Below are 15,533 nucleotides of genomic sequence, written 5' to 3'. Positions count from 1 at the left end.
GTCGATGGGCGGGCCACTGGCTGGAATGACGACCCGCGGCCGGTGCCTGCTGGCGGCCGGCCTGGCCGCGGCCCTGTGCTCGGCCGTGCTGAACGAGCGTGACCTGCTGCGGGTGTCGGTGTTCGTGATCGCGATGCCGGTGCTGGTGTGCGTGCTCATCGGCCGGTCACGGATCGGCCTGCACACCGAGCGGCACGTCAACCCGGCGCGCACCCCCGTGGGCGGGCGCGCCGAGGTCTCGCTGAACGTGTGGAGCACCGGCCGGCTGCCCACCGGCGGCCTGCTGCTGCAGGACGGCGTGCCGTACACGCTGGGCGGGCGGCCCCGGTTCGTGATCGAGCACCTGCCCCGCAACAACGGCATCCAGCTGCGGTACAACGTCGACCCGTCGATGCGCGGCATCCACCACCTCGGGCCGTTGCGTGCCAAGGTCACCGACCCGTTCGGCCTGGCGGAGTTCGACCGTGAGCTCGCCGGGGTGACCCGCCTGGTCGTCGTGCCGCGCGCGGTCCCGCTGATCGGCCTGCCCGGCGGGTCCGGCCTGGGCGCGGGCGACGACGGCTCGGTCCGGCTGCACTCCGGCCAGGGTGAGGACGACGCGGTCGTCCGGCCCTACAGGCAGGGCGATGACCTGCGGAAAGTGCACTGGCGGTCGACCGCGCACCGGGACGAGATGATGGTGCGGGTCGAGGAACGCCCCTGGAAGGGCGGCACCACGATCCTGCTGGACCACCGCGAGTCCGCGCACAAGGGCAGCGGCCCGACCGCGAGCCTGGAGTGGGCGGTGTCGATGGCCGCGAGCGTGGCCATCCACCTGCACCGGCACGGCCACCACATCCGCCTGGTCACCGAGAACGGCCGGGCCATCGCCCCGGACAGCGGCGACGGCGTGCACAGCGACCACATCCTGCTGGATTCGCTGGCCGCGTTGCAGTCCACCCACCAGCGTGACATCTCGCTGGCCGGCGACCCGGGGCACGGCCAGGAGCTGATCGCCGTGCTCGGCGCGGTCGACCCCGACTCGGTCGAGCAGCTGATCCGCTACCGGCCGCGGTCCAGCCGCAGCCTGGCGATCCTGCTGGACACCCGGTCGTGGGCGGCCAAGGACGACGCGGGCGCCGATCCCGAACAAGCCGAGTCCCTGCTGCAGGGCGCCGGGTGGAGCACCATCGTGGCCCGCCCGGAGATGCCGATGCCGCAGGTGTGGACGAACCTGTGCCGCGTGAGTGCCAACCGCGGCGCGATGCATGCGGGGGGTTGGGCCTGATGACGACTTCGGCGAGACCTGCGGCGGACCAGTGGTCGAACACCGTCACCCCGGTGTTCGCGGCGATCACGACGCTGTGCGCGGCGACCGCGTTGTCCGGGGTGATCGACGGCAGCGTGTGGCTGGGCCACGTCGCCGTCGCGATCATCGTGGTGACCGGCGCCGGGATCGGGTTGCGGGCGTTGCGCGTTCCGATTCTGCTGATCGGGCTGTGCCAGCTGCTGGCTCTGGCGTTCCTGGTGACGGCTTTGTTCACCACGGAGGGCGTGTTCGGGTTCATCCCCGGGCCGAAGGCCATCGACCAGTTAGGTGACGTGCTTCGCGGCGCGGTCACGGTGATCCAGACCGGGGTGCCGCCGGTCGAGCCGACGACGCCGATCCTGTGCCTGGTAGTGATCGCCATCGGTTTGGTAGCGGTGCTAGTGGACGCGTTGGCTGTGGCTGCGGGTACGCCTGCTGCTAGTGGTCTCGTGCTGCTGTGTGTGTACGCGGTGCCTGCGTCGCTGGCCGACGAGATGCTGCCGTGGTGGTCGTTCGTTCTCGGCGCTGGGTCGTACGCGTTGCTGCTGTGGGTCGACGGCACGCACCGTCATCAGGTGTGGCGTGGTCGTTCGTCGCGGACGACGGGTCTGGCTATTGGTGCGCCGACAGTGCTGGTGGCTGCGGCGGTGCTGTTGTCGTTGCTGACTGGTGAGACGGTGACCGCGATCGGCACGGTCGGCCAACTGCCGGGCAACGCGGGCACGGGCGCGACCACGGGCGGCTATCAGATCAAGCCGTTCACCAAGCTGCGCGGGATGCTCAACCAGAAGGGCAACCAGGAGATGTTCCGCGTCCGCGGACTCACCGAGGACCACCGCTACCTGCGGGCGGTCACCCTGAAGGTGTACAACGCCAACGACGGCTGGAGCATCACCCCCACCATGCCGCCCGGCACGCCGCTGGCCGGTGACCTGCCTTTGGAGCCGGGGCGGACCGCCGACGGCCCGCCGACCCGGATCGAGGTCGAGCCGGTCAACTCCGAGGACAACTGGGCACCCGTGTACGGCTCCCCGCGCCGGGTCGAGGGCGTCCCCGGGGATGTCCGGTACGACGAGTTCACCGGTTCGGTGTACGTCAAGCGGGCCCGCAAGCTGCCGAAGTACGTCGAGTGGGCCGACCTGGCCCGGCCGACCTACGAGCAGCTCGAGGCGGCGACCCCGGCCGACGGCGGCTCGGTCCAGGCGGACTACCTGAACCTGCCGCCGCTGGACCCGCGGATCACCGGTCTGGCGCGTCAGCTGACCCAGGGCAAGACCAAGCAGTGGGACAAGGTCAACGCGCTGCTGAAGTACTTCTCGCCGGACAACGGGTTCGTGTACAAGACCGAGACCGCGCAGGCGAGTGACAGCGACGCACTGTCGGACTTCCTGTTCAACGGCAAGGCCGGCTACTGCGAGCAGTACGCGTCGGCCATGGCTGTGCTCGTGCGGGCCGCGGGCATCCCGGCGCGCGTGGCGATCGGCTACACCTCCGGGTTCCAGATGGCCGACTACCGCTCGATCACCACCCAGGACGCGCACGCGTGGGTCGAGGTGTTCTTCCCGCAGTTCGGCTGGGTGACCGTTGACCCCACGCCGTTGTCCGACGGTCGCGGCGAGACCCCGCCGTACATGAACCCCCAGTCGTCCACCCCCGGCCGGCTGCCCGACGGCGGCGAGTCGTCGGCGGCCCAGCCACCCGCGTCGAGCAGCGCAAGCGCCGCGACGGGCCCGGACAAGGAAGCGGGCCTGAACAACGGCGGGGAGATCCCGACGGAGGAGAAGAGCTACCTCGCCGAGTACGTCACCGCGGGCATCGCCGGAGTGGCGTTGGTCTTGACGCTGCTGGTGTTGTTCTGGCGGCGTAAACGGTGGGCGGGCACGGTCGCGTTGGTGGCGGCCTTCGTGTGGGTGGCCGCGGTGATGGCGGCGGTGGGCCTCTACAGCTGGTGGATAGCCATCCCGCTGGGGATCATCCTGCTGGCCGGGTTCCCCGCGTTCATCCGGATGTGGCGCAGACGGGAGCGGCTGCACACCGTCAACGAACGGTCGATGAGCGCGGCGGAGGCGGCGTGGCAGGAGCTCCTCGCCGAGTCCTGGGACCGCGGAGCCACGATCCCGGACACCGACACGGTGCGGATGACCGCAAGACGCCTGGTCCGGGAACACAGCCTGGACGAAGAGGGCATGGAGGGCCTGCGCACAGTCGTGGGCGTGATCGAGCGAAGCTGGTACGGCTCAACCACCGAAGCCGACCCAGCCCTCCCCGCGGCGGTGAACAACGTCCGGGCGAGCATGCGCCGAAACGCCCCCCTGGCACTGCGCGCCAAACTGATGCCCAAATCCATCCTCAAACCCCGCCGCCGCCGAACATCCCTATCCGAAGACGAAGAAAACTGACCCAAGAGACACCCGGCCCACCAGCCGGGTGTCTTTCTTCCAACGCCATACCCGCAAGCCCCATCACCGCAGGCCCTTTCCGCCGCCTGATCCCGCCGGGCTCCGGTGGCGAAGCAGGACTCACCACTGCTCTCCGCATCGCCACGCCCGTGTCCCGGGGCACCGCTCCAGGAGCTCCACCGCTCCCACTACGCAGCCCGGCCACCCTCACCAGCGCGTCGCCATTCCTGCCGAGCCCTGCTCCCGCCCCCGCGCCCAGTCGCCATTACCAACCGCGCCACGCCTTCCGCGCCCCACGCTGAGTCGCCATGCGGGCCACCTCACCCAGCTCTCCCAGGAGCCATCTCCGAGGCCCATCCCGGGTAGTCCCACCCCCAAGGCTGCGCCGCCCTCGCCAAGGTCCGGCGCTATCTCCTGCCGAGCCACCTCCCCAAGCCCCCTGCGGGCCACCGCAAGCCCGCACCGCAGTGCTTCCACGCGGCCCCTTCCGGTCGTCCGTCGACGCGGTTGCTTCCCAGCAGTCCGTCCCACCGCCGCCCAGTCCCGCCAGTCACCTCACCGAGCCCAACTCATCGGCACCCCAGCCTCGCCTCGCCTGCCGCCCCCACTGCCACTCCCTCGCCATCCCCCACGGCCGCCCTCCGGGGACAGTCCCCTTCACCGCAGCCGTTCCCACAGCCATCCCACCCCGGCGGGGTCACCGAGCCCGGCTCGCCTCCAACCGCCGCCCAGGCCTCTACCTGGCGACAAATGCCGCTAATGCCCCGATCCCGGCAAACCGCCCATTCACCGCCCTTTACGCGCGCATGGTGAAGGCCACCCTGCCGGAGCGGGGTGGCCTGCGGTTTTCTGGATGTCAGTCTTGTTCGAAGCGCTTGCGGAAGCGCTCCTCCATGCGCTGGGAGAAGGAGCTGCGGCGGGCGGCGTTCTTGCCGCCCGACTCTCCCTCTGGCCCGCTGTCCCCGCCGCGGCGGATGGCGGTCAGCGTTATGAGCGCGCCGAAGAACATTACTAGGAAGCCGAGCAGGCTGACGGCGGGGAACCCGCCGAACCAGAACTCTTGCACGACAACACCGAGCACCAGCAGTGCGACGCCCACCACGAACAGCGCCGCGCCTTGCAGCCGCCGGCGACGTGACGGACGCCGGAGCCGCGCCCGGCCCACGGTGGATGCGAACTTGGGGTCTTCGGCATAGAGCGCGCGCTCGATCTGGTCGAGCAGTCGCTGCTCGTGCTCGGAGAGTGGCATCTTTCCTCCTCCGGCACAGCTCTCACGGGCGCCGGGCGTTTGCGGCCGCCGTACCCGGCGGGCGCCCCATCCCTGGGACGTCACCCCCAAGGATACGAGCCCCGGGCCTGCGCGACTACCCGATCTGACCACACAGCTGCATGCTCTTGCCAACCCACGGCCACAGCGGCGAGGATGCCCGCCGGGTACGCACACGCGATCGGCTCAACAGGGACGGCGTTCGGGGGCGCGCCATGTGGCATGTCCAGCGGTTATGACCGTGTGTAACGGAAAGTACCGGTAAACCACCGCCCACCCGACGCTTGGGTGAAAACCCTCGCGATTTCCTGTCGAAACCGCGAGGGTCTCAGTTGGGCCGTCAGATCAGGCCCAGGAAAGCCGCCCCATTGGGCGCCCCCAGGCCGGTGACGTTGTCGTAGCCCGGCGTGGTGTGAATGGTCAGGCCAGGCCAGTCGAACGTGCGCGCCGTGGTGGTCGTGCCGTCGGCCGGATCGGTGCCGTTGACGTAGTCGACCCGCACCACACCACCGGATGCGTGCTGCACATCTTTGACCACCGGACGGCCGAAGAAGTACAGCGCGGGGTTGACGAACCCGTGGTGGAACCCGGTCACCTGGTCGGAGACCGCCATCAGCCCGGCGAACAGCGGCGAGGCCAGGCTGGTGCCGCCGATCCGGTACTGGTCGTAGTGCGCGCCCTCGGGGAACGTCTGGGTGATGCCGATCAGCATCCCGGTGTTCGGGTCACCGGCCATCGAGATGTCCGGCACAACCCGGCCACGGTGGTTGCCGTTCTGGTTCTGCCGCGCGAGCGCGTCGGGCACCATGCCGCGCTGGTAGAACGGCTCGTCGAACAGCCGGCTGGTCGACCCGCCGGAGCCGTACTGGTAGGCCGCCGCACCCCACGCGCCGTTGGCCAGCGCGCTGCGGCCGGTCTCCCAGCCGGTCTCGACGACCTTGCGGCCGTCCTTGCCGATCCCGAGGCTGGTGCCGCCCACCGCGGTGACCCACGGGCTGGACGCGGAGAAGTCGGCGGACGGCTGCGGCAGCCGGGTGGACTCGTCGCCGTTGTCACCGGACGAGAAGTACAGGCCGATGCCCTCGAGCGCCGCGTTGCGGGCGATCTTCTCGAACACCTTCACCTCGTCGGCGGGCACGTCCTCGCCCTCGTCGCCGTAGGAGTTGGACACGATGTCCGCCTCGTGCCCGGCGACGATCTTGTTCAGCGCCTTGTCCAGCGAGAGGTCCTCGCAGTCCGAGCCGCCCACGTAGTAGATGTCCGCGCCGGGCGCCATCGCATGCACGGCCTCGACGTCCAGCGACTGCTCGCCGTACCAGCCCGCGGCGTCGCACTGGTCCGGCGGCTCCAGGATCGGGTTCGGCGGGTAGACGAACTCGTGGAACTGGGACTTGCGCAACGGGTGCGAAGCATCGTTGCGCTTGGCGTACTCGGCCGCGTCGGCGTACAGGGTCGGCGACGCGAACGCGTCGACGATCGCCACTGTCACGCCACGGCCGTCAACGCCATGCCCTACAACGCCGTCGATGCCGTAGGCCGAGCGGAGCTGTCCGGGCTTGTAGCCGCACGGCGCGTACGGCAGGTGCTGGCCGTTGTAAGCAGGGTCAGTGGTGTCGACCTTCTCACCCCAGTAGTTGCTGCACGGCGGCGCATTGCGGAACCCCGCGGGCGGCGCGACATCCGTCGGCGCGACGAGGGCCCGTTGGGACGACGCGGTGTCGTCGCTGCCACCGACGTGGTCGGGCCGCATCAGGTTCATCGACTGGTCGACGCCGAGCACCCCGTCGACCACGCCGTTCAGCGAGGCGGGCACCGACAGGTCCGTGTCCGGGGCGCGGAGTGTGCGCCCGTTCACCTGGTACTCGCCCAAGTGCACGCCAAACGCTTGCTGCGCCTGGGAAACCGTGCCGACGGCCTCCACGTACGCGTTGTTCGACGGCACGTCGCCGATGGTGAACCCGTTGGCGGTCAGCCAGGAGCGCACCTGCTGCACGGACTGCTGGGTGGGCGCGTACCGGTCGAGCACCTGGCCCGGTGTGAGGTAGCGGCGGTACGACGGGTCGCGCGGGTCCGAAACGGCCTGCGCGGCGGCCTCCGCCCCCTGATCGTCCCGTGTGGACAGGTACACCCGGAAACGCAAATGGTCCCCCGGTGCCGCATCCGCCACTTTGGACTTCGCCCATTCCGGATGCGATGCCGGAATCACACTCCGGCCCGCGGGCGCCGCGGCGGCCGGTAAGGCTGCCGCGGTCATCGCCACCAGGGCGACGCCCAGCGCGAAAGTTCTGCGCACGACTGGATTCCCCTTCCTCAATGCCCTCGCCGGAATCACTTGAGGCGGCGAACGTATGCCAAATACTTGACATTGGGAAGGTCGGACGTCAAACGTCCCTTTTGTACCGATGATTTCCAAAAACGCCGTAAAGAATTGCCCCGCTAAAGGTTACGGAGTCCAATCAGGACTCTTTCCATCATCGCGAGGTCCGGCTCGTGGCCGTTGGAGGTGTCCTGCCGGTGCACGATGACCATGCCGGCCGACGCCATGTCGCCGAGCACGATCCGCGCCACCCCGAGCGGCAACGACATCAGCGCGGCGACCTCCGCGACCGACCGGGCCATCAGGCACAGTTCGCAGACCGCGCGGTGGTCGCTGGTCATCCCGGCGCCGATCCGGCTCATGGTCGCGCGGTTCGTCGAGATCAGCGCCTCGATCGGCAGGTCGTACGCGGTCTCGGTGCGGCCACCGGTCCAGGCGTAGGGCCGGACGATGGAACGGGACCGGTCGACCTCCAGCCACTCGCCCTCGCCGCCCGCATCCTCGAGCGGGTCCGACGGATCGGGGATGAAGGGATGCGGCTGTGTCGGCTCGGGGTCGGGCTGGCCGAAGCGGGCACCGGTCCGGCCGGTGCCTGGTCGCGCCGTCGACACGGCGGGATCACCCCGTTCCTCCTCGTCGCGTCCCCGCGAATCCGAGGACACTTGGCCGAAGCGCGCACCCGTGCGCCCGACCGCGGTCTTGTCGCGCCGATCAGATCCCGCCACGCCCCCACCCCCGCGCCGGTTTCCATCCTGACCATCCGAAGAGAGGGCCAAAACGTTAGCCAGAACCCGGTGCACACAGGTAACGACGATGTTTCAGCCCAGTTTTATCCCAGTTGCCGAAAACAAGTGCTCCGCCATTCGAGTGATAAATAGGATGATGATCAGCCCTCGCCGACCCCATTTCCGCACAAACCCGCAGTTGCCCACGTGAGGCCACCCCATCGGATCATCCCTTGTATCTCGCTGGCGCGATCGGGAATGGCGGCGTGCTGGGGTTCAGGCGGGGCGGGAGGTGCCGTGCTCGAGTGGCGGCGGTCTGGGAGGCGGCGCGGTCGGGGACTCGGTCGCCCGGCAGGCGAGGCGGTGAGGTCGGCAGACGAGGCGGCGCGGTCGAGGAGGCGGCGCGGTGAGGTCACGAGGCGGGTGCGGTCGGGAGGCAGGCATGCCAGGAGGTCGGGTGCGGTTGCGAGCAGGGCGAGAGAGGCGAGTCGTCAACGAAGGCCGCCGTTGACGGCACCGAGCCAGGCCGGGTGCGGTCAGCCAGGGGCTGTCAGGGCGTGGGCCAGCCCGGTAGGTGCACGGGTGGGGAGTTGAGTTGCTCGCGGTCGACTGTGGGCATGGGGCTGGGAAGTCGGGTGCCGCCACCAGGCCGGGCGCGGTTGGGGCGAGGCGCGGTCGGCAGCCGGACATCCATCGCCAGGCCGAACACGGTCGGCATTCAGGCAGGGTCAAGAGCCGGGCACGGTCGAGGCCAGGCACGGTCTGAGCCAGGTGCGGTCGCAGCCGGGCGCTTGAAGGCCCTGACGGGAAGTCCGGGTGTAGTCGGCAGGCCAGCCACGACCACGGACCGAGGCCGCCCAGCCAGACATCCGGACACAGCCCCAAAGCCCAGCACAGCTCTGGATCAGGCCCACCCGCGAGACCAGACACCGCCGGCAGCCAGACGCTCGAAGGACCTGGCGGGAAGTCCGGGTGTGGTCAGTAGGCCGACCACAATCACGGACCGAGCCCGCCCAGCCGGACATCCGGACACAGCCCCAAGGCCGAACACAGCTCTGGATCAGGCCCAGCCGCGAGATCAGGCACGGTCGGAGGCTGGGTGCCTCCTGTGGCGCACCTGCCCTTGTGGTTATTGGGGTTTGGGGTCGGCGTGGCCGGAGCGGTCGGGGGCTTTCGCTAGGAGGGAGGCGGGGCGGATGGCGGCGAGGCCGAACTTGGCGCGGGCCTTGTCGGCGGCCTGGTCGGCCTCGCGCCAGCCGGTTTCGGGCGCGTCGAGCAACAGTTGCTGGGATGGGTCGTCGCCGAGTTGTTCAACGCGGACGCCGATCAACCGGACGGCGCCGGGTGGGGTTTGTTCTTCGAGGAGCTGGGTCGCGGTTTTGAAGATCTCCTGCGTCACGTCTGTGGGCACCAGGAGGGTTCGGGAACGGGTGATCGTGGTGAAGTCCGAGAATCTGACTTTGATCGACACCGTCCGGCCGCGCAGGCCCCGGCCGCGCAATGCGCCGGCGGTCTTCTCGGATAGGCGCAGCAGTTCTCGTTTGAGCAGAGCGCGGTCCCAATGGTCGACTTCGAACGTCTCCTCCGCGCCGATCGACTTCTCCGCCGACTCGGCAACCACCTCGCGGCCGTCCAACCCCAGCGCGAGCGGGTGGAGATGCTCGGCCATGGCGTTGCCGACGATCCGCCGCAGGCGGGGCAGCGGCGCCGCCGCCACATCCGCCACCCGTTCGAGGCCAACGTTGCGCAGGCGTTCGGCGGTCTTCTCGCCCACCCCCCACAGCGCCGATACCGGGAGCGGGTGCAGGAAGTTGAGCACCTCGCCGCGGGACACCACGAGCATGCCGTCCGGTTTGCACAGTCCCGACGCCAGCTTCGCCACGAACTTGGTCGGCGCCACCCCCACCGAACAGGTGATCCCGTGGTCCGCCTCCACCCGCTGCCGGATCCACTGCCCCACCTGACCGGAGGTCATCCCCAGCCGCTTGAGCGCCCCGCCCACGTCCAGGAACGCCTCGTCCAGGCTCAACGGCTCCACCAACGGGGTGATCTCCCGGAAGATCCCCAGCACGCCCCGGGAGATCTCCTGGTAGAGCCCGAACGTCGGCGGCACGAACACCGCGTCCGGGCACAGCCGCCGCGCCCGGGAGGTCGGCATCGCCGAGCGCACCCCGAACTCGCGCGCGATGTAGTTCGCCGACGAGACCACCCCGCGGTTGCCGATGCCGCCGACCACCACCGGCCTGTCCCTCAGCTCCGGCCGTTCCCTGATCTCCACGGACGCGTAGAAGGCGTCCATGTCCACATGCAGGATCGAGCAGCCGGTGTCGTCCGGCCACTGCCCGTCCTGAGCTCGATACCGATCCACCAGACCTCGTGGCAGATCCCCGCTGCGTCCCACGAGAAGGCACGCTAGACCACCGCACCGACAATTCCGGGTTACCGTCTGCGCGTGACCCGGTGGCCGAGGAGCGTGTACTCAGTCGGTGACGAGCCGGACCCGCGTTTCTCCCTCGCCAACGAACGCACCTTCCTCGCCTGGCTGCGCACCTCGCTGGCGTTGATGGCCGGCGGCGTCGGGTTCGCCGCCCTCGGGCCGGACGACCATGTCCTCAAGCTCGTCGTCGCCGTGGCCCTGCTGGTCACCGGCATTGTCTGCAGCGTCAGCGCACTACAGCACTGGATCGCGTGCGAACGGGCCCTACGCACCGGACAGCCACTGCCGTCGCCCTGGATGGCCGCCGTGCTCGGCGTCGGGCTCGCGATCACTGGGGTGCTGGCCGTCGTGCTGGTACTGCGATGAACCGTCAGCCCTGGGACCACGGTCTCCAGGTCGAACGAACCGCCCTTGCCTGGATCAGGACGTCGGCGTCGCTAGTGGTCGTCGCGCTCGTCGTGTTCCGCTTTGCGGCTCACTACAGTCTGGAGCTGGCCCTAGTACTGCTAGCAGTCATAGCAGGCTTGGGCCTGGCTGCGGGGTGGCTCGCATGGCGCCGTTACCGGACGTCTGACGACAGGCTCAACAAAGGCACGCCACTACCTGGCGGTGGACTAGCACTCATAGCAACGGCAATGACCGTGGTTACTGGCCTGCTGGGGCTTGTTTACGTCCTAGCGCGTGCAACCTAGCCGCGATGTCCCGCAACGGTGACAGCGTCGCGGCCGCCAGCTCCAGCTGGGCCAACGCGTCCGCCGCCCCCGGGTTGCCGTCCAGGACCGACCCGGGCACGAGATCGGCGACCACACCGTGTCCCTGGACCAACTCGACCGCCAACCCGCCCTCGACCAGCAGCTGCGTCAACCCGGCCACGTCGAACCGGCGCGTCAGCGACTCCTCCACGAGCTGGCCGGCGGGGTCGTCCAACAGGCGACGCGCGTCGACGAGCCGCCCAGTGACCGCCCGGTGCAGCACGGCGGCGAAGCGGTTCGCGACGAGAACCGACACAACCCCACCCGGCGCCACGGCCTCTGCCATGGCGGCCACAGTGGTCTTGGGGTCGTCGACGACCTCCAACACACCGTGCCCCAGCACGAGGTCAGCAGACCCGGCAGGCACGAGCGACGCGAGGGCGTCACTGTCACCCTGAACAGCGGTGATCTTGTCCAGCACCCCGGCGTCCTGGGCACGGCGGTGCAACGTGGCCAGCGCGTTGGGGCTGGGGTCGACCACGGTCACCGAGCAGCCCGACGCGGCCAGGGGCACGGCCCACACCCCGCTGCCGCCGCCCACGTCGAGCACACGAGGCACTCCACGCTCGCGTACAGCGGCCAACTCGGCGTTCAGTACGCGTCGAACGGCATCCGGTCTCATGCGAAAAATGCTAATGCGGCTGGTGGTCGGCACCCGAGACGGGGTTTGGCTGAAGACCGTACGCTCTCGGGGTGCAGACGGTCGCAGTGCTCAGTCTCAAGGGTGGTGTCGGCAAGACGACGGTGGTGCTCGGCCTGGCTTCGGCGGCGTTGCGGCGTGGCGCGCGGACCCTGGTGGTCGACCTGGACCCGCAGTGCAACGCGACCGCGACGCTGGATCCGGAGGAGACCGGTACGACCCTGGCGAACGTGCTGGAGAGCCCCCGGCTCCCCGTGGTCCGCGCGGCGATCACGGCCAGCTCCTGGGGCGAGGGGGTGGATATTCTGGTGGGCTCCGAGGACGTCGAGGAGCTCAACCATCCGAACCCCGGCGCACGCAGGCTCGGCAACCTCGGCCGCGCCCTGCAGGAGGTCAACCACTTCATCGAGGAGGGCGACCTCCCGTACGAACTGGTGCTGCTGGACTGCCCGCCTTCACTCGGACGGCTGACACGTTCGGCGCTGGTCGCCGCGGGCGGTGCCCTGCTGGTCACCGAGCCGACGCTGTACGCCGTGTCCGGTGCGCAACGCGCGTTCGACGCGATCGCCGAGACCCGCGAGCAGTACAACGCGAACCTGCAGACCCTGGGGGTCGTGGTGAACCGCGTGCGGCCACGGTCCTACGAACACCAGTTCCGGATCCAGGAACTGCGTGAGCACTTCGGTTCCCTGGTGATGCCGGTGGCGCTGCCGGACCGGCTCGCCGTTCAGCAGGCACAGGGCGCCTGCATGCCGATCCACCAGTGGGGCACGCCGGGCGCGCGCGAGGTCGCGCTGGCGTTCAACCTGATCCTGGCCCGGGTGCTCAGGTCCGGCCGGCGCGGGCGCCACCACGAGTTCGCCTGGCCGGAGAGCGACGACGACGAGGCCGCGAACACCTGATGCCCGAGGGCGACACGGTCTACTACACCGGCCTGCGGCTGACCCAGGCACTGGCCGGGAAGGTGTTGCGCCGCGGCGAACTCCGCCATCCCCGGCTGTCCACAGTGGACCTCGCCGGGCGGACGGTCGAGGGCGTCCGCACCTACGGCAAGCACATCTTCGTGCGGTTCGACAAGGACCTGAGCCTGCACAACCACCTGATGATGGACGGCTCGTGGCAGATCCACGCGACCGGTCAGCGCTGGCACTCGCCCGCGCACCACGTCCGGGCGATCCTGGCCAACGACGACCACTTCGCCCTCGGCGTGCGCCTGCACGACATGGAACTGCTGCGCACCAAGGACGAGGACGCCCGGATCGCGCACCTCGGCCCGGATCTGCTCGGCGAGAACTGGGATCCGGAGACGGCCGCACAGGCCCTCGCCGCGCGACCGGACCGCGAGATCGGCCTCGCCCTGCTCGACCAGACCGTGATGGCCGGGGTCGGCAACGTCTACAAGGCCGAGGTCTGCTTCCTGCTCGGCGTCTCACCATGGGCCAAGGTGTCCGAAGTGGACGCCCGGCGGGCCGTCGACCTCAGCCACGAACTGCTCACGCGCAACGCCACCACCCCGTCCCGCAACACGACGGGCCTGCGCCGGCCCGCCACCTGGGTCTACGGGCAACGCCAGTGCCGCAAGTGCGGCGGCCGGATCCAGGTGGCCGACCAGGGCACCGGCCTGGAGATTCGCAAGACCTGGTTCTGCCCTGTATGCCAACGGCGAAATTCGTTGGCGACCCCTCCGGAGATCACATAGGTTGGTCGTACACGAGAAAGGAGGTGGTCCAAAGTTGTATACCAACAGGACACGTGAGGTGGCTGTCCGCTAGGACCACCACTGGTCTTTTGCCGGCCCTCGAACACGGGATGACAGCGCGAGCTGCCGTGACGCGGGCGGTGGTCGGCGAATCCACAGCAGTCACCGGCCCCCGGGGTTTCCAGGAGTAGTCCGCTTCCTGGACCTTTTGTCGATCGGCACCTGTCGTCCGACACGAGGAGTCACCCCGGGGGTTGTTCTGTGTTCTGCGCAAGGCAGCATGGTGGGCGTGTACGAGCTGATTCGACGTGGCCTTTTCCGGTTCGGTGGCGGTGATGCCGAGGTGGCCCACCACCGGACCACCGCGATCCTCGCCAAGGCAGGCCCGCTGCTCGCACCCGTCCGCCGCTACTTCAGCGTCGACGCGCCCGTCGAGGCGTTCGGCCTGCGCTTCCCCAACCCGGTCGGCCTGGCGGCCGGCATGGACAAGGACGGCATCGCGCTCAACGCCTGGCCCGCGCTGGGCTTCGGCTTCGTCGAGGTGGGCACCGTCACCGCCCGGCCTCAGCCCGGGAACCCCAAGCCGCGGCTGTTCCGGCTGGTCGGCAGCGAGGCCGTGATCAACCGGATGGGCTTCAACAACGCCGGTGCCGAGGCGCTGGCGGCCCGGCTGGCCACCCACCGGCGGACCGTCCCGCTGGGCATCAGCCTGGGCAAGTCCAAGGTCGTCCCGGTCGAGGAGGCCGTCGAGGACTACCGCACCTCACTGCGCGCGCTCTACCCCTACGGCGACTACTTCGCCATCAACGTCAGCTCGCCCAACACCCCTGGCCTGCGCGGCCTGCAGGACCGCAAGGCGCTGTCCGAGCTGCTGGCCGAGCTGAGCCTGGAAAGCCGGGCCATGGCGGAGAAGGACCGCGGCAGGCCGCGGCCGCTGCTGGTCAAGATCGCGCCGGACCTGTCCGACGACGCCGTCGGCGAGGTCCTCGAGGTCTGCGAGGAGCACGGGATCAGCGGCATCATCGCCACGAACACGACGCTGAGCCGCGACGGTCTGGCACCCGGCGACCAGCACCTGGCGGCGGAGGCGGGCGGCCTGAGCGGCCGGCCGCTCACCCAGCGGGCCCTCGAGGTGGTCTCGTTCGTGCACAAGCACACTTCGCTGCCGGTCATCGGCGTGGGCGGGATCCTGGACGTGGCCGACGCGGCGCGGATGTTCGACGCCGGTGCGTCACTTGTCCAGATCTACACGGGGTTCATCTACCGCGGACCGGGTCTGGTCCGGCGGATCAGTCGACACCGTAGGGATTCACCAGGCCGTCGGGACTGAGCCGGACCGGGTACGGTTCGGCCAATTCGGCGAACTGTTCGCTGGCCAGCGAATGGGTCTCCACGTAACGGCCGTCTCGCAACGCCAGGCACCGCAGCGTCGGGATGTCCGGGTCGACGAGCCAGTAGTGCGGGCAGCCGGCCTCCTGCAGCTTGGCCCGCTTGAGCTCCAGGTCCACCAGGCGCGTGCTCGGCGAGTGCACCTCGACGGCCAGCACCGGCGGCCCGGCGAGGCCGCTGCGCGTGAAGTTCGCGCGGCGGCCGACGATGACATCAGGGATCAGCACGGTGTCGTCGGCCAGGATGACGTCGACTGGTGCCGGGAGAACCTCTAGGTCGGTGGGACAGTGGACGGTCAGCGCCGCGAGCAGTCTGGCCACGGCGCGCTGGTGGAGTGGGCGCGGCGAGGGGCTCATGACAAGCACCCCGTCGACCAACTCGAAACGGTGCCCGTCATCAGGCATCGACTCCAGGTCGGCCCGCGTCAGCGGTCTGCCGGAGGGAAACGCGGGGACTGACACCATGGTGCGACCACCCTCCATTTTCCGTCCAGCAAACGCTCTACCTGCGAAAACGACCAGCCGATGAAGCATCGATGAACCGGTGAAGTCTAGCGACCCGACCGTTGGAACGTCTCTCCCCGGGTGCTGCGCCAGATCATCTCCGGCGATCACCGTGAG

At 69.5% G+C, this 15,533-nt stretch carries 14 protein-coding genes; 7 read left to right on the top strand and 7 right to left on the bottom strand.

Annotated elements, in window-relative coordinates; translation table 11 throughout:
• Window positions 1-4 precede the first annotated feature (4 nt).
• A complete protein-coding gene (locus tag AB0J95_RS29435) occupies window positions 5-1,267 on the top strand; it encodes a DUF58 domain-containing protein (RefSeq protein ID WP_364764722.1) in 1,263 nt (420 codons plus the stop codon).
• Window positions 1,267-3,687, top strand: a complete 2,421-nt coding sequence (locus AB0J95_RS29430) for a DUF3488 and transglutaminase-like domain-containing protein (RefSeq protein WP_364764719.1) — start codon at window positions 1,267-1,269, stop codon at window positions 3,685-3,687. Before AB0J95_RS29435 ends, AB0J95_RS29430 begins: the two co-directional genes overlap by 1 nt.
• Before the next feature lie 856 nt (window positions 3,688-4,543).
• Here the strand turns inward: AB0J95_RS29430 and AB0J95_RS29425 are convergent.
• The 5 genes from AB0J95_RS29425 to AB0J95_RS29405 all read right to left on the bottom strand — a co-directional run bounded on the left by AB0J95_RS29425 (window position 4,544) and on the right by AB0J95_RS29405 (window position 10,364).
• Window positions 4,544-4,936 (bottom strand): DUF3040 domain-containing protein, encoded by a 393-nt coding sequence (locus tag AB0J95_RS29425; RefSeq protein WP_364764716.1) that lies wholly within the window; start codon window positions 4,934-4,936, stop codon window positions 4,544-4,546.
• A 358-nt stretch (window positions 4,937-5,294) separates the two neighbouring features.
• Window positions 5,295-7,247 carry a S53 family peptidase gene (locus tag AB0J95_RS29420; protein WP_364764713.1) on the bottom strand — a complete coding sequence of 651 codons (1,953 nt, stop codon included), beginning with the start codon at window positions 7,245-7,247 and terminating at the stop codon, window positions 5,295-5,297.
• 143 nt (window positions 7,248-7,390) lie between these two features.
• Complete coding sequence (locus AB0J95_RS29415; protein ID WP_364764710.1) at window positions 7,391-7,996, bottom strand: DUF742 domain-containing protein; 606 nt, start codon at window positions 7,994-7,996, stop codon at window positions 7,391-7,393.
• A 550-nt stretch (window positions 7,997-8,546) separates the two neighbouring features.
• Window positions 8,547-8,714: a hypothetical protein gene (locus tag AB0J95_RS29410; protein WP_364764707.1), complete on the bottom strand. Its 168-nt coding sequence runs from the start codon at window positions 8,712-8,714 to the stop codon at window positions 8,547-8,549.
• A 411-nt stretch (window positions 8,715-9,125) separates the two neighbouring features.
• Complete coding sequence (locus tag AB0J95_RS29405; RefSeq protein WP_364764704.1) at window positions 9,126-10,364, bottom strand: DNA polymerase IV; 1,239 nt, start codon at window positions 10,362-10,364, stop codon at window positions 9,126-9,128.
• Window positions 10,365-10,448: 84 nt separating this feature from the next.
• Here AB0J95_RS29405 and AB0J95_RS29400 point away from each other — a divergent pair, with 84 nt between their 5' ends.
• Window positions 10,449-10,799: a DUF202 domain-containing protein gene (locus AB0J95_RS29400; RefSeq protein WP_364764701.1), complete on the top strand. Its 351-nt coding sequence runs from the start codon at window positions 10,449-10,451 to the stop codon at window positions 10,797-10,799.
• Window positions 10,796-11,125 (top strand): DUF202 domain-containing protein, encoded by a 330-nt coding sequence (locus AB0J95_RS29395; RefSeq protein ID WP_364764698.1) that lies wholly within the window; start codon window positions 10,796-10,798, stop codon window positions 11,123-11,125. Before AB0J95_RS29400 ends, AB0J95_RS29395 begins: the two co-directional genes overlap by 4 nt.
• Here AB0J95_RS29395 and AB0J95_RS29390 read toward each other — a convergent pair.
• Entirely contained in the window at window positions 11,079-11,807 is a 729-nt protein-coding gene (locus AB0J95_RS29390) for a methyltransferase domain-containing protein (RefSeq protein WP_364764695.1), read from the bottom strand. The two genes, AB0J95_RS29395 and AB0J95_RS29390, sit on opposite strands and share 47 nt — an antisense overlap.
• A gap of 71 nt (window positions 11,808-11,878) precedes the next feature.
• On the opposite strand from AB0J95_RS29390, the gene AB0J95_RS29385 reads away from it, so the two are divergent.
• From AB0J95_RS29385 to AB0J95_RS29375, 3 genes are all read left to right on the top strand, one after another.
• Window positions 11,879-12,727 carry a ParA family protein gene (locus tag AB0J95_RS29385; protein WP_364764692.1) on the top strand — a complete coding sequence of 283 codons (849 nt, stop codon included), beginning with the start codon at window positions 11,879-11,881 and terminating at the stop codon, window positions 12,725-12,727.
• The gene (locus AB0J95_RS29380) at window positions 12,727-13,524 is read left to right on the top strand and encodes a DNA-formamidopyrimidine glycosylase family protein (protein ID WP_364764689.1); all 798 of its coding nucleotides are present in this window, start codon (window positions 12,727-12,729) and stop codon (window positions 13,522-13,524) included. The genes AB0J95_RS29385 and AB0J95_RS29380 overlap by 1 nt, the downstream gene beginning before the upstream one ends.
• A gap of 283 nt (window positions 13,525-13,807) precedes the next feature.
• On the top strand, window positions 13,808-14,854 hold the full coding sequence (locus AB0J95_RS29375) for a quinone-dependent dihydroorotate dehydrogenase (RefSeq protein WP_364764686.1): 1,047 nt from the start codon (window positions 13,808-13,810) through the stop codon (window positions 14,852-14,854).
• Here AB0J95_RS29375 and AB0J95_RS29370 read toward each other — a convergent pair.
• On the bottom strand, window positions 14,814-15,317 hold the full coding sequence (locus tag AB0J95_RS29370; RefSeq protein ID WP_364765475.1) for a Uma2 family endonuclease: 504 nt from the start codon (window positions 15,315-15,317) through the stop codon (window positions 14,814-14,816). The genes AB0J95_RS29375 and AB0J95_RS29370 overlap by 41 nt on opposite strands.
• Window positions 15,318-15,533 lie beyond the last annotated feature (216 nt).

Source organism: Actinocrispum sp. NPDC049592, from assembly GCF_040675465.1.
In the GTDB taxonomy this organism is placed as follows: domain Bacteria; phylum Actinomycetota; class Actinomycetes; order Mycobacteriales; family Pseudonocardiaceae; genus Kibdelosporangium.
This window is presented reverse-complemented; position numbering and strand designations above follow the sequence as displayed.

Coding starts and splice junctions, on each gene's coding strand:
- AB0J95_RS29395 (WP_364764698.1), top strand. CDS start 10,796: ATGAACCGTCAGCCCTGGGACCACGGTCTCCAGGTCGAACGAACCGCC.
- AB0J95_RS29370 (WP_364765475.1), bottom strand. CDS start 15,317: ATGCCTGATGACGGGCACCGTTTCGAGTTGGTCGACGGGGTGCTTGTC.
- AB0J95_RS29435 (WP_364764722.1), top strand. CDS start 5: ATGGGCGGGCCACTGGCTGGAATGACGACCCGCGGCCGGTGCCTGCTG.
- AB0J95_RS29430 (WP_364764719.1), top strand. CDS start 1,267: ATGACGACTTCGGCGAGACCTGCGGCGGACCAGTGGTCGAACACCGTC.
- AB0J95_RS29410 (WP_364764707.1), bottom strand. CDS start 8,714: ATGCCGACCGTGTTCGGCCTGGCGATGGATGTCCGGCTGCCGACCGCG.
- AB0J95_RS29390 (WP_364764695.1), bottom strand. CDS start 11,807: ATGAGACCGGATGCCGTTCGACGCGTACTGAACGCCGAGTTGGCCGCT.
- AB0J95_RS29425 (WP_364764716.1), bottom strand. CDS start 4,936: ATGCCACTCTCCGAGCACGAGCAGCGACTGCTCGACCAGATCGAGCGC.
- AB0J95_RS29380 (WP_364764689.1), top strand. CDS start 12,727: ATGCCCGAGGGCGACACGGTCTACTACACCGGCCTGCGGCTGACCCAG.